This is a genomic window from Kitasatospora sp. NPDC024654 (assembly GCF_055559155.1).
Map to the genome: position 1 here is coordinate 121,870 of NZ_JBVHLF010000008.1, position 11,988 is coordinate 133,857.

At 70.9% G+C, this 11,988-nt stretch carries 12 protein-coding genes and 1 pseudogene; 6 read left to right on the forward strand and 7 right to left on the reverse strand.

What is annotated here, in order from left to right; genetic code table 11:
• Nucleotides 1-132: 132 nt before the first annotated feature.
• On the forward strand, nucleotides 133-501 hold the full coding sequence (locus tag ACZ38L_RS07595) for a GntR family transcriptional regulator (protein ID WP_465690202.1): 369 nt from the start codon (nucleotides 133-135) through the stop codon (nucleotides 499-501).
• Between the two features lie 4 nt (nucleotides 502-505).
• On the opposite strand, the gene ACZ38L_RS07600 is transcribed toward ACZ38L_RS07595, so the two are convergent.
• The 4 genes from ACZ38L_RS07600 to ctaC all read right to left on the reverse strand — a co-directional run bounded on the left by ACZ38L_RS07600 (nucleotide 506) and on the right by ctaC (nucleotide 5,017).
• Nucleotides 506-1,810 (reverse strand): L,D-transpeptidase, encoded by a 1,305-nt coding sequence (locus ACZ38L_RS07600; RefSeq protein WP_465690204.1) that lies wholly within the window; start codon nucleotides 1,808-1,810, stop codon nucleotides 506-508.
• Nucleotides 1,811-1,983: 173 nt separating this feature from the next.
• Nucleotides 1,984-2,382 carry a cytochrome c oxidase subunit 4 gene (locus tag ACZ38L_RS07605; RefSeq protein WP_465690206.1) on the reverse strand — a complete coding sequence of 133 codons (399 nt, stop codon included), beginning with the start codon at nucleotides 2,380-2,382 and terminating at the stop codon, nucleotides 1,984-1,986.
• The gene (ctaD, locus tag ACZ38L_RS07610; protein WP_465690208.1) at nucleotides 2,382-4,166 is read right to left on the reverse strand and encodes an aa3-type cytochrome oxidase subunit I; all 1,785 of its coding nucleotides are present in this window, start codon (nucleotides 4,164-4,166) and stop codon (nucleotides 2,382-2,384) included. The genes ACZ38L_RS07605 and ctaD overlap by 1 nt, the downstream gene beginning before the upstream one ends.
• A gap of 2 nt (nucleotides 4,167-4,168) precedes the next feature.
• Nucleotides 4,169-5,017 carry an aa3-type cytochrome oxidase subunit II gene (ctaC, locus tag ACZ38L_RS07615; protein WP_396561710.1) on the reverse strand — a complete coding sequence of 283 codons (849 nt, stop codon included), beginning with the start codon at nucleotides 5,015-5,017 and terminating at the stop codon, nucleotides 4,169-4,171.
• Between the two features lie 337 nt (nucleotides 5,018-5,354).
• On the opposite strand from ctaC, the gene ACZ38L_RS07620 reads away from it, so the two are divergent.
• Together ACZ38L_RS07620 and ACZ38L_RS07625 are read left to right on the forward strand one after the other, a co-directional pair.
• A complete protein-coding gene (locus ACZ38L_RS07620) occupies nucleotides 5,355-6,749 on the forward strand; it encodes an aminotransferase class V-fold PLP-dependent enzyme (protein ID WP_465690211.1) in 1,395 nt (464 codons plus the stop codon).
• 83 nt (nucleotides 6,750-6,832) lie between these two features.
• Nucleotides 6,833-7,954 (forward strand): annotated as a pseudogene (locus ACZ38L_RS07625) (IS630 family transposase).
• A gap of 72 nt (nucleotides 7,955-8,026) precedes the next feature.
• On the opposite strand, the gene ACZ38L_RS07630 reads toward ACZ38L_RS07625, so the two are convergent.
• Both ACZ38L_RS07630 and ACZ38L_RS07635 read right to left on the reverse strand, forming a co-directional pair.
• Complete coding sequence (locus ACZ38L_RS07630; RefSeq protein ID WP_465690213.1) at nucleotides 8,027-8,404, reverse strand: nuclear transport factor 2 family protein; 378 nt, start codon at nucleotides 8,402-8,404, stop codon at nucleotides 8,027-8,029.
• An 81-nt stretch (nucleotides 8,405-8,485) separates the two neighbouring features.
• Nucleotides 8,486-9,460: a carbohydrate kinase family protein gene (locus ACZ38L_RS07635; protein ID WP_465690215.1), complete on the reverse strand. Its 975-nt coding sequence runs from the start codon at nucleotides 9,458-9,460 to the stop codon at nucleotides 8,486-8,488.
• A gap of 206 nt (nucleotides 9,461-9,666) precedes the next feature.
• On the opposite strand from ACZ38L_RS07635, the gene ACZ38L_RS07640 reads away from it, so the two are divergent.
• Both ACZ38L_RS07640 and ACZ38L_RS07645 read left to right on the forward strand, forming a co-directional pair.
• On the forward strand, nucleotides 9,667-9,885 hold the full coding sequence (locus ACZ38L_RS07640; protein WP_396561716.1) for a hypothetical protein: 219 nt from the start codon (nucleotides 9,667-9,669) through the stop codon (nucleotides 9,883-9,885).
• 111 nt (nucleotides 9,886-9,996) lie between these two features.
• A complete protein-coding gene (locus tag ACZ38L_RS07645) occupies nucleotides 9,997-10,695 on the forward strand; it encodes a hypothetical protein (RefSeq protein WP_465690218.1) in 699 nt (232 codons plus the stop codon).
• A gap of 64 nt (nucleotides 10,696-10,759) precedes the next feature.
• Here ACZ38L_RS07645 and erpA read toward each other — a convergent pair whose 3' ends face one another.
• Nucleotides 10,760-11,113 carry an iron-sulfur cluster insertion protein ErpA gene (gene erpA / locus ACZ38L_RS07650; protein ID WP_396561720.1) on the reverse strand — a complete coding sequence of 118 codons (354 nt, stop codon included), beginning with the start codon at nucleotides 11,111-11,113 and terminating at the stop codon, nucleotides 10,760-10,762.
• 238 nt (nucleotides 11,114-11,351) lie between these two features.
• On the opposite strand from erpA, the gene ACZ38L_RS07655 reads away from it, so the two are divergent.
• On the forward strand, nucleotides 11,352-11,972 hold the full coding sequence (locus ACZ38L_RS07655; RefSeq protein WP_465690220.1) for a GNAT family N-acetyltransferase: 621 nt from the start codon (nucleotides 11,352-11,354) through the stop codon (nucleotides 11,970-11,972).
• Nucleotides 11,973-11,988 lie beyond the last annotated feature (16 nt).

An 11,988-nucleotide genomic window follows, 5' to 3' on the forward strand; every position in this document is an offset into this window, starting at 1 on the left:
CCCCAGCACCCCCCCCCCCCCCCCCCCCCCCCCCCCCCCCCCCCCCCCGGCCCCCCCCCCCCCCCCCCCCCCCCCCCGGGCCCCTCGGCTTTCTTGCAGAATGGGTCCACCGCCTCCCGAGGAGACCCCGCCGTGCAGCTGAGCATCGATCACCACGCCGCCATTCCCCCGTACGAGCAACTCCGCTCGCAGATCGCCGAGCAGGCCCGGTCCGGCGTGCTGCCGACCGGGCTGAAGCTGCCGACCGTCCGGGCGCTGGCCGAGCAGCTGGGCCTGGCCGTCAACACGGTGGCCCGGGCCTACCGCGAGCTGGAGTCGGACGGGGTGGTGGAGACGCACGGCCGCCGCGGCACCCTGATCGCCGCCACCGGCGACACCGCGCACAAGCTGGCCGCGGCGGCCGCCACCGAGTACGCCGAGCGGGTCGCCCGCCTGGGCCTGAACCACGACGAGGCCCAGGCGGCCGTGACCGGCGCGCTGGACCTCGTCTACCGGGGGTAGCGGCTCAGGACTGCGGGTGGAGGGTCGCGGCGGCCTGCGGCTCCGGGGCCGGCGCGGTGGTGTCCACCGTCTTGCCGAGCGCGCTGCCGCGCAGCCAGGCGTCCCAGGCGACGTTCCAGTCCCCGAAGCCGTTGCCGAAGGGCTCCATCTGGTGCCCCCGGCTGTTGATCACCTGGACGATGTCGCCCACCCGGGTCTGCTCGAAGAACCACTTGGCGTACGCGGTGGTCATCCCGGTGCAGCCGTGGCTGACGTTCTCCACCCCCTGGGAGGACACCGACCAGGGCGCCGCGTGCACGTACTCGCCACTCCAGGTCACCCGGGTGGCCCACTCCACCTTGAGGTCGAAGGAGTCGGAGCTGTCCTTGGCGATCCCGATCGTCTCGCTCTTCATCTCGACCTCCCGCTCCTTGCTCAGCACCACCTTGACGCCGTTGCGGGTGTCGAAGCCGGGCCGGCCGGTGGTGACCGGGATGGTGGCCGTCACCGTGCCGTTGCGCTTGAAGGTCAGCTGGTGGGCGGCCGCGTCGACGATCGCCTCCACCCGGTCCCCGGTCCGGAACGACACCGAGACCGGGGCGCCGCCGTACAGCCCGTGGCCGTCGATCGCGTGGCCCTGGGCGTCGTAGCCGAGCTTCACCGTGGCGTTGGCGGGCCAGTACTCCTGCGGGCGGAAGTGCAGGTTCTTGCCGTCGACCCAGTGCCAGGCGCCGGTCACCGGCGGGTCCGAGACCACGCTGAGGTCGCCCTCCACCTCGGCCCGGGCCTTCGGGTCGTCGACCGCCTCGGAGAGCTGCACGGTGAGCGGCTCGCCCACCCCGTAGACCGCGCGCGCCGGGTCGGGGCCCAGGGTCGCCGTGAGCAGCCGGTCGGCGGCCTTGGTGGAGACGTCCGCGGTCTCCTCGCCGCGTCCGCCGTGGCCGTCCGAGACGGCGATCCGGGCGGCGTAGTGGGTACCGGGGACCAGCCGGGCGGTGCTGTGCCAGCCGTGCCCGTCCTGGTCCAGCGCACCGGCCACCAGCCGGCCGTCGGGCGAGGTGAGGGTGACGTCGGTGAGCGTGGCACCGGGTTGCGCGGTCACCGTGAAGGGCTGTCCGGGATCCGCGTCACGCAGGGTGGAGGTGTGGACCAGAGCCGCGGCGTCGACGGCCCGCGGCGGCCTGATCCCCGAGGCCGCCCCGAAGCCGTCACAGCCCGCCAGCGAGCCCAGCAGCAGCGGGGCCAGGCTCAGCCAGCACAGTGGCGCCCGGCGTCCGGGGGAACGTCCCGATGCCCCGTGCTCGCCCCGTATTGCACATTTGCCGACCACCGGAGCCTCCTGAGGTTCAAACAGCGAATCAGGTCGTAGGAACATCACCTCATCTCCGACCAGGAGGCGCACCCCGCTGCGCCCGCCTGAGTGACATCGCCCCCCGGAGGGCCGAACAAAAATGGCAGGACCCCTCCGAAGAGGGGTCCTGCCGTGCGTGCGGGAACCGGGACCTACTGGTTCTGGTTCTCGCCGCGGTAGAACTCGAACACCCAGCCGTACAGGCCGACCAGGATGATCGGGGCGGCCCAGAACATCAGCCACCAGTCGAAGATGACACCCAGGAAGGCCAGCGCGCCACCGATCGCCAGGGAGAGCGGCTGCCAGCTGTGCGGGGCGAAGAAGCCCATCTCACCGGCGTCGTCCGCGACCTCGGCCTCGGGGTCGTCACCCGCGCCGAGATCCACCCGGCGGGCCGTGAAGCCCAGGTAGAAGGCGATGAAGGCGCACAGGCCGAAGGCCAGGAAGAGCGCGGTGGTACCCGCCGGCTCGTGCGACCAGAGCCCGTAGACCACGCACATGATCAGGATGAAGATGGCGAAGCCCGCGAAGATCTTGCCCTGCTCCTTCATCAGGCGTCGCCCTCCTTCTTCTTCGCCTTGGTCAGCTCAGGAGTGTCGTAGGCGGCCGGCGTGACGCCCTCGAAGTGCTTGGCCGGGTGGCCGTGGAACTCCAGGTAGTCCAGCGCGGCGATGTCCGGGTGGTGCAGGTCGAACGCCGGGGATTCCGACCGGATCCGGGGCAGCGTGAGGAAGTTGTGCCGCGGCGGCGGGCAGGAGGTCGCCCACTCCAGCGAGCGGCCGTAGCCCCACGGGTCGTCGACGTTGACCTTCTCGCCGTACTTGGCGGTCTTCCAGACGTTGTAGAGGAACGGCAGGATCGACATGCCCAGCAGGAACGAGCCGATGGACGAGACGGTGTTCAGCGTGGTGAAGCCGTCCGAGGGCAGGTAGCTGGCGTAGCGGCGGGGCATGCCCTCCGCGCCGAGCCAGTGCTGCACCAGGAAGGTGGTGTGGAAGCCGATGAACAGCGTCCAGAAGGTGATCTTGCCAAGGCGCTCGTCGAGCATCTTGCCGGTCATCTTCGGCCACCAGAAGTGGAAGCCGGCGAACATCGCGAAGACGACGGTGCCGAAGACCACGTAGTGGAAGTGGGCGACCACGAAGTACGAGTCCGAGACGTGGAAGTCGATCGGCGGGGAGGCCAGCAGCACACCGGTCAGACCACCGAAGAGGAAGGTGACCAGGAAGCCGACCGTCCAGAGCATCGGGGTCTCGAAGCTCAGTGAGCCCTTCCACATGGTGCCGACCCAGTTGAAGAACTTCACCCCGGTCGGGACCGCGATCAGGAAGGTCATGAAGGAGAAGAACGGCAGCAGCACCTGGCCGGTGACGTACATGTGGTGGGCCCACACCGTCACGGACAGACCGGCGATCGCGATGGTGGCCGCGATCAGACCCGAGTAACCGAACATCGGCTTGCGGGCGAAGACCGGGATGATCTCCGAGATGATGCCGAAGAACGGCAGCGCGATGATGTACACCTCGGGGTGGCCGAAGAACCAGAAGAGGTGTTGCCAGAGCAGTGCTCCACCGTTGGCCGGGTCGAAGATATGCGCCCCGAACTTCCGGTCCACCTCCAGCGCGAAGAGCGCGGCGGCGAGCACCGGGAAGGCCAGCAGCACCAGCACCGAGGTCAGCAGCACGTTCCAGACGAAGATCGACATCCGGAACATCGTCATGCCGGGGGCGCGCATGCAGATGATGGTGGTGATGAAGTTGACCGCGCCGAGGATGGTGCCGAAGCCGGAGAAGGCCAGACCCATGATCCACATGTCGGCGCCGACGCTGGGCGACCGGACCGCGTCCGACAGCGGAGAGTAGGCGAACCAGCCGAAGTCGGCCGCACCCTGCGGGGTGAGGAAGCCACCGACCGCGATGGTCGAGCCGAACAGGTAGAGCCAGTAGGCGAACATGTTCAGTCGCGGGAAGGCGACGTCGGGCGCACCGATCTGGAGCGGCATGATCCAGTTCGTGAAGCCGGCGAAGAGCGGCGTCGCGAACATCAGCAGCATGATCGTGCCGTGCATGGTGAAGGCCTGGTTGAACTGCTCGTTCGTCAGGACCTTGCCGTCCGGCTGGGCCAGCTGGGCCCGCATGACGAGGGCGAGGATGCCACCGATCAGGAAGAAGGCGAACGAAGTACCGAGGTACAGCGTGCCGATCGTCTTGTGGTCGGTGGTGGTCAGCCACTTGATGATGGTGGAACCCGGCTTGCGGGTCCGCGTGGCCCCACCGGCCGTGACAGCGGCCCCCGCAGGGGCACCGCCCGCGGCGGGCTCATTGAGGATGGTCACTTCTATTCACTTCCCATGGTCGTGATGCCCGAGGGCACCGCGCCAGCCTGGCCTTCGGCCCGGAGCTGCTGCAGGTGGGCCACGTACTGGTCGTGCGTCACGACCTTGACCTTGAAGAGCATCTGGTCATGGTCAACACCACAGAGTTCGGCGCACTTGCCGTCGAACGTGCCGAGGGCGGTCGGCGTGACCTGGAACTTGTTCACCACGCCCGGGATGACGTCCATCTTCATCATGAAGTTGACGGGCCAGAAGTCGTGGATGACGTCCCGCGAGGTGAGCCGGAACTCGACCGACTCGTTCACCGGCAGCCAGAGCGTCGGGATGTCCTTGGGGGTACCGACGTCGTAGGCGGCCAGCGGGTTGTTCGGGTTGGGGTTCTCGGTGTTCTCGTAGTTGAACGCCCAGCTCCACTGGAAGCCGACCACGTTGACGTAGTGGTCCGGCTTGGCCGAGACCGAGGTCAGCCGAGCCTCGTCACGCGCGACGAAGTAGAAGAGGACCGAGACGATGACAATGGGGACCGCGGTGTAGAGCGCCTCGATGGGCACGTTGTACCGGGTCTGCGGAGGGATCTCGATGCCGGTGCGGCTGCGCCGGTGGAAGATCACACTCCAGATGATCAGACCCCACATCAGTACGCCGACCACCAGCGCCGCGATCCAGGAGCCCTGCCACATCTGAAGGACGAGGTGTCCAGTCGTCGTGACTGGGCTGGGGAGGCCAAGCCTGGGGAGGTCGTTGGCCGAGCAGCCGGTAGCGGTCGCGATGACGAGGCCCAGTGCCAGCGCCTGAGGCAGCTTCCGCCGCATCGAGCGCCGCGGCGAGCGGTCGGAGCCGTTGGGACTCACGTAGCGCCTTCCCGAAGTCTCGCCCGCGATCGCGTCGCCCCCAGGAGTACTCTCGGCTCCCCGGCGACCCGTCCACGGGCACGGTTTGAATGCTTATGCGGGCCAAACCCTACTCCAGGCTTATGCGGAGCTGACGAGCAGGTCCCGGTAACGCGCCGTCCGCCTACCCGATCAGCCCCGGCAGGCACGGAATCCCAGGTCATCGTAGGCATTCGAGGTCCGTGCACCCGATCGGGGGACCCCTCTCGGACGACCGGGTGACGGATCGTCGACACCGGACGAAGCGGACATTTGCGGTGATCGGCTGACGTGGTGTGAGCCCGGATACCGTGGGGGCATGGCGTCCGATCTGTCCGGCTACTTCGACGTGGCCTCCACCGCCCCGCTTCACCCGGTCGCACGGCAGGCCCTCACCGCCGCCCTCGACGAGGGCTGGGCCGACCCGGCCCGGCTCTACCGCTCCGCCCGGCAGGCCCGGATGCTGCTGGACGCGGCCCGCGAGACGGTGGCCGAGGCGATCGGGGCCCGGGCCGACGAGGTGGCGTTCACCACCAGCGGCACCCAGGCGGTCCAGTTGGGCATGCTGGGCGCGCTGCGCGGGCGGCGCCGGGTCGGCCGGCACCTGCTGCACTCCGCGGTCGAACACTCCTGCGTGCTGCACACCGCCGACCGGCACCGGGCCGAGGGCGGCGAGGTGGACGTGGTGCCGGTGGACCGCGACGGGCGGGTGCGGGTCGAGGCGTTCACGGCCCGTCCGGACACCGCGCTGGCGGTGCTGCAGTCGGCCAACCACGAGGTGGGGACGGTCCAGCCGGTGGCCGAGGTGGCCGAACGCTGCGGCGAGGTGCCGCTGCTGGTGGACGCGGCGCAGAGCGTCGGCCGGATGCCGGTGCCGGCCGGCTGGTCGCTGCTGACGGCGAGCGCGCACAAGTGGGGCGGGCCGGCCGGGGTCGGGGTGCTCGCTGTCCGCAAGGGCGTCCGGTTCGCCTCCGCGCTGCCGGCCGACGAGCGGGAGGGCGGCCGGGTGCCGGGGTACGTCAACGTGCCGGCGATCGTGGCGGCGGCCGCCTCGCTGCGCGCGGTGCGGGCCGAGGCGGAGGCGGAGAACGCCCGGCTGCACGCGCTGGTGGAGCGGATCCGGGCCCGGGTGCCCCGGTTGGTCCCGGAGGTCGAGGTGGTCGGCGACCCGGTCCGGCGGCTGCCGCACCTGGTCACCTTCTCCTGCCTCTACGTGGACGGCGAGGTGCTGCTGGGCGAGCTGGACCGGGCCGGCTTCGCGGTCTCCTCCGGCTCGTCCTGCACCGCGAGCACGCTGACCCCGAGCCACGTGCTGGCGGCGATGGGCGTGCTTACCGAGGGCAACGTGCGGGTCTCGCTGCCGTACGGCGCTCCGGAGTCGGCGGTCGACCGCTTCCTGACCGTGCTGCCGGAGCTGGTGGCGCAGGTGCGCGCCCCGCTCGGCCTGGACCTGCCGGCCCCCGCGCCGGCCGAGCGGGAGCTGGTCATCGACGCGCTCGGCAAGCGCTGCCCGCTGCCGGTGATCGAGCTGGCCAAGCGGATCGGTGAGGTGCCGCCGGGCGGCCTGGTCGTGGTGCTCTCGGACGACGAGGCGGCCCGGCTGGACATCCCGGCCTGGTGCGAGATGCGCGGCGAGGAGTACGCCGGTCAGGCCCCGGCCGCCGACTACGGCGCCGACCGGGGCGTGGCGTACCTGGTGCGGCGTCGTCCCTAGTGCTGTGACCGTGAAGGTTCGCCGGGTTGGTGGTCGCGACGGTTGGATGTGCGGTGACGCCCGATCCGATCGCTGGAGGCGTGGTGGCTGAGCCTGTCCGTGTACGCAGACTGACCGACCCAGGAGGGGCGGAAGCTGCAGCAGATCGTGCGCCGGGGCAGCACGAGTTCGGTGCGCTACCGGCGCGCGATGATGCTGCTCGCCTCGGCGGGCGGGAACCGGGTGCCGGTGATCGCCCAGCTGGTCCAGGCCGACGAGGACACCGTGCGCGATGTGATCCACCGCTTCAACGAGATCGGCCTGGCCTGCCTGGACCCTCAGTGGGCGGGAGGCCGTCCCCGCCTACTCAGTCGTGACGACGAGGACTTCGTCATCCGGACGGCCACCACTCGCCCCAACAAGCTCGGCCAGCCCTTCACCCGCTGGTCGATCCGCAAACTCGCCGCCTACCTGCGGAAAGCGCACGGACGTGTCATCCGCATCGGCCGTGAAGCCTTACGGTGCCTGCTCCGGCGCCGCGGCATCACCTTCCAGCGCACCAAGACCTGGAAGGAGTCACCCGACCCTGATCGCGATGCCAAGCTCGACCGGATCGAGCAGGTGCTGGACCGCTTCCCGGACCGGGTCTTCGCCTTCGACGAGTTCGGGCCCTGGGGATCCGGCCCATCGCGGGCTCCTGCTGGGCGAAGCAGGCCAAGCCCAACCGGCTGCCGGCGACCTACCGTCGCACCCACGGCGTCACCTGCTTCCACGGCTGCTACTCCGTGGGCGACGACCGCCTGTGGGGCGTCAACCGCCGCCGCAAGGGCACCGCCAACACCCTGGCCGCGCTCAAGTCGATCCGCGCCACCCGACCCGACGACGCGCCCATCTACATCATCCTGGACAACCTCTCCTCCCACACCGGGGCGGACATCCGCCGCTGGGCGAAGAAGAACAAGGTTGAGCTGTGCTTCACCCCGACCTACGCTTCCCGGGCCAACCCGATCGAGGCCCAGTTCGGCCCGCGGCGGCAGTTCACCCTGGCCAACTCCCACCACCGCAGCCACCCCGCGCAAACCCAGGCACTGCACCACTACCTGCGCTGGCGCAACACCAACGCCCGCCACCCCGACGTACTCGCCGCCCAACGCAAGGAACATGCCCGCGTCCGCAGCGAAAAGGGCGTCCGCTGGGGCGGACGCCCCCTCAACACCGCAGCCTGACCAACTGCGAACCGCAGCCCCCGAGCGCCGAAGGGGGCAAGTTCAGGAGAAGGACAGCGACAGAAGGATGACTCAGGAGGCGGACGGCTTGATCTCCCCCGCAAAGACGATGACCTGGTCGATGAGGCTCCGCCGCAGATGGACGACGTCCGTTCCCGCCAGGCGGGGGCCTCCATCCGGCGTGGTGAAGACCCACTGGTACCGGGCCCACTCGTCAGGCATGTCCACCTCTGAGCAGCGCATCATCGTGCCGGTCCCCGCCGGGTGGCGCCGGATGTCCAGCACGAACCGCTCGACCGCCGCGATTCCTTCGCTGCGGCCCAACGGCCCCCAGAAGACCACGTCTGAGGTCAGGGCCTGGGAGAGCAGGGCAGTCACATAGCTGTCGTCCGAGGCGTTGAACGCGGAGATGAACGTGTCGATCGCGGAACGTGCGGTCTCTTCCTGCATGCCCCAGTAATACCAGCCGTTTCGCGTGCGCTCATCCCGCGAGCCGCCTTCCGATCACGGTGAACCATCCCGGTCACAGCACTAGCAGAGCTTCGCGCGGACCTCGGCGGCGGCCTCGTCGCCGTAGTTCTCGGCCAGCCGCTCCAGGAAGGCCTCCGGGCGCAGCTCGTACTCCTGGGTGCCGATGGTCTCGATCACCAGGGTGGCCAGCATGCAGCCGACCTGGGCGGCGCGCTCCAGGCCGAGGCCCCAGGAGAGCCCGGCCACGAAGCCCGCGCGGAAGCCGTCGCCGACGCCGGTCGGGTCGGCCTTGCGGCGCTCCTGGGCGCAGCCGACGGTGAGGTCGGGCTCGCCCTTGCGCTGGATCCGGACGCCCTTGCTGCCCAGGGTGGTGATCCGGGCACCGACCCGCTCCAGCACCTCGGCGGTGTCCCAGCCGGTCTTGCTCTCGATCAGCGCGGCCTCGTACTCGTTGCTGAACAGGAACGCGGCGCCGTCCACGATCTCCTTGATCGCGTCGCCGTCCAGCCGGGCGAGCTGCTGGGACGGGTCGGCGGCGAAGGCGTAGCCGCGGGCCCGGGCCTCCTGGGTGTGCCGGACCATGGCCTGCGGGTCGTCGGCGCCGATCAGCACCAGGTCCAGGCCGCCCAGCCGGTCGGCGACCGGCTTGAGCTCGATGTAGCGGGCCTCGGCCATCGCGCCGGTGTAGAAGGAGGCGATCTGGTTGTGGTCCTCGTCGGTGGTGCACATGAAGCGGGCGGTGTGCCGGGTCTCGGAGATGTGCACCGAGGCGGTGTCCACGTTGTGCCGCTCCAGCCAGGCCCGGTAGTCCTCGAAGTCCGCGCCGGCCGCGCCCACCATGGCCGGGCGCAGGCCGAGCACACCCATGCCGAAGGAGATGTTCGGGGCGACCCCGCCGCGCCGGATGTCCAGGGTGTCGACCAGGAACGAGAGGGAGACCGTGTGCAGCTGCTCGGCGACCAGCTGGTCGGCGAAGCGGCCGGGGAAGGTCATCAGGTGATCGGTGGCGATCGAACCGGTGACGGCGATGCGCACGGTGGAACTCCTCGGTAGGCGATGGCGGGACAACCCCCCTACGGTACCGGCCGCCGTCACCGCGGCCACACGGTCACCGGGCGGACGGCTACCTGCGGGTAGGTCTGGCCCGGCCCGGTACGGCGGCCTAGGGTCGCCAGGAGAGGGGCTCAGCGGAGCCCAGGCTCGCGGCACCGAGGCCGCGGCCGGCGATCGGAGCGCATGCCATGCTGCCCAGTCACTTCCCCGTCCAGCCGCCGAGCGCCCGTGGAGGCGAGGTCGATCCGGACACCCTCGACGCGCTGGTGGACTCCTCCCGTCGGCTGGGCCTGTTCTGGCCGGAGCTGACCGCCGGTCCGCAGCCCGTCGCCCGCCCGGCCGGGCACATCTCGGTGCCCGCCCGGACCCGCGACCTGGTCGCCCGGATGGCCGAGTTCGGCCTCTAGGGCCCTGGAGGTGGACCCGGGCGGCCCCGGGAACCGGATCCCCGCGCGTCACGTCAGATGGGCGCAGCCACCGCTGCCGTGAGGATCCGCAGACCTGGAGGACGTCGCACCATGGACGAGAAGACCACCGCCGAGCCGTTCGCCCACCCCACCGGGAGTGGCGCCGCCGTCACCGGGCCGCGCGGACGCCGACGGCGGCGGGTGGTGGCGGCGGCCGCGCTGCTGCTGGCGCTCACGGCCACGGTCAGCGCCTGCGACAAGAACCAGAACCACGCGGGCTCCGGCGGGTCCACCGCCGCCGCCTCCGCGAGCGCCGCGCCGAGTGCTTCGGGCAGCGGCAGCCCCGCGCCGGGCGCGCCCGCCCAGTCGCCGGGCGGGGCGTCGGGCTCGCCGTCGGGCGGTGTGCAGCCCGGCGGGCCGTCCAAGCCGAACCCGCCGACCGGCGGCTCGACGCCCGCTCCGAGCACCCCCGGCACGCCGTCGGTCGTCCCGGGCAACCCGCCGGCCATGCTGAAGCCGGTCAGCTACCTGACCAGCGGCAACCAGCTGACCGTCTTCTTCTTCGGCGGGATCTGCGACAAGTACGGGTTGAAGGCCGACCAGAGCAGGCCCGGCCAGGTCGGCGTGCAGATCGTGATCACCCAGAAGGCGCCGGCCGGCCAGATGTGCCCCGCGCTGCAGAAGAAGCAGACGGTGGCGACCGACCTCGCGCAGCCGTTGAACGGCCGGATGGTGGTGGACACGGACAGCGGGGCGAGCGTGCCCCTGGAGTCGCTGCCGAACGGCGGCCCGGTGAGCGCGGGCAACTGACCCGCCCGGAAGACACGCGAGGGCGGCCCCGGAACTCCGGGGCCGCCCTCGCGCGCTGGGCGCCTTAGCTGAACGAGTCGCCGCAGGCGCAGGAGCCGGTGGCGTTCGGGTTGTCGATGGTGAAGCCCTGCTTCTCGATGGTGTCCACGAAGTCGACGGTGGCACCACCCAGGTACGGGGCGCTCATCCGGTCGGTGACGACCTTGACACCGCCGAAGTCCTTCACGACGTCGCCGTCCAGCGAGCGCTCGTCGAAGAAGAGCTGGTAGCGCAGGCCGGAGCAGCCGCCGGGCTGGACGGCGACGCGCAGCGCGAGGTCGTCGCGGCCTTCCTGCTCCAGCAGGCCCTTCACCTTGGCCGCCGCGGCATCGGTGAGGATCAGACCACTCTCGACGGTGGTCTCGTCCTGGACGGTCATCTGCTTACTCCCGGTCTGTGACGACTATCTGCCGCCAGTGCCAACCAGCGGCCGCCCGGATTGATTCCGGGCAGTGGATCCGTTGTGCGGGCTGCTGCCCGCTCCCCCACCTCACCCATGCTCGCACACCGCCGGGATCGGGTCATCGTCCGATCACCGGACGGCGCGGTGCCGCGGATCACCTGCGGCTTGCCGGAAACCCGCCCGCGCGGGGCCGCCGACCAGCCAGGATGGTCGGATGATCCTTCGCCAGGTCCGCGACAACCGAGCCGACGCCGAGACGGTTCTGGAGATCGCGAACGCCGCGTTCGCCGCGCCCGGCGCGGCGCGGCAGCCGCTGCCGCCGGCCGGAGTGGTGACCCATCTGGCCCGGACCAGACACCTGGCGGGCACCGATCCGGAGGGCTGCTGGCTGGCCGTGGAGGACGGCCGGGCGGTCGGCTGCGCGCTGTCGATGCGGCGCGAGGGCCTCTGGCTGCTCTCGCTCTACGCGGTGCTGCCGGATGCCCAGGGCAAGGGGGTGGGCCGGCTGCTGCTGGAGCGGGCCGCCGCGCACGGGCACGGCTGTCTGCGCGGGATGATCTGTGCCTCGCCCGACCCGGCGGCCGCCCGGCGCTACCGCCGGGCCGGCTTCACGCTCCACCCGGCCATGCGGCTGACCGGGCTGGTCGACCGAGCCGGCCTGGTGGACGCCGGGGACATCCCGGTGCACCCCGGCAACGCCGGGCACACGCACCTGCTCGACTCGGTGGACCGCCGGCTGGGGGGGGGGGGGGGGGGGGGCGAGGCGGGGGGGGTGCGGGTCCACCCCAACGAGGGGGGGGTGGGGGAAACACCCGACGACAGAGGCTACGGCTGACAAAAAGGAGGAGAGG

Bases quoted from the DNA above. Each gene is read 5' to 3' on its own strand.
- ACZ38L_RS07645 (WP_465690218.1), top strand. From the start codon at position 9,997: ATGGACGAGAAGACCACCGCCGAGCCGTTCGCCCACCCCACCGGGAGT.
- erpA (WP_396561720.1), bottom strand. From the start codon at position 11,113: ATGACCGTCCAGGACGAGACCACCGTCGAGAGTGGTCTGATCCTCACC.
- ACZ38L_RS07655 (WP_465690220.1), top strand. From the start codon at position 11,352: ATGATCCTTCGCCAGGTCCGCGACAACCGAGCCGACGCCGAGACGGTT.
- ACZ38L_RS07640 (WP_396561716.1), top strand. From the start codon at position 9,667: ATGCTGCCCAGTCACTTCCCCGTCCAGCCGCCGAGCGCCCGTGGAGGC.
- ACZ38L_RS07630 (WP_465690213.1), bottom strand. From the start codon at position 8,404: ATGCAGGAAGAGACCGCACGTTCCGCGATCGACACGTTCATCTCCGCG.
- ACZ38L_RS07605 (WP_465690206.1), bottom strand. From the start codon at position 2,382: ATGAAGGAGCAGGGCAAGATCTTCGCGGGCTTCGCCATCTTCATCCTG.
- ACZ38L_RS07620 (WP_465690211.1), top strand. From the start codon at position 5,355: ATGGCGTCCGATCTGTCCGGCTACTTCGACGTGGCCTCCACCGCCCCG.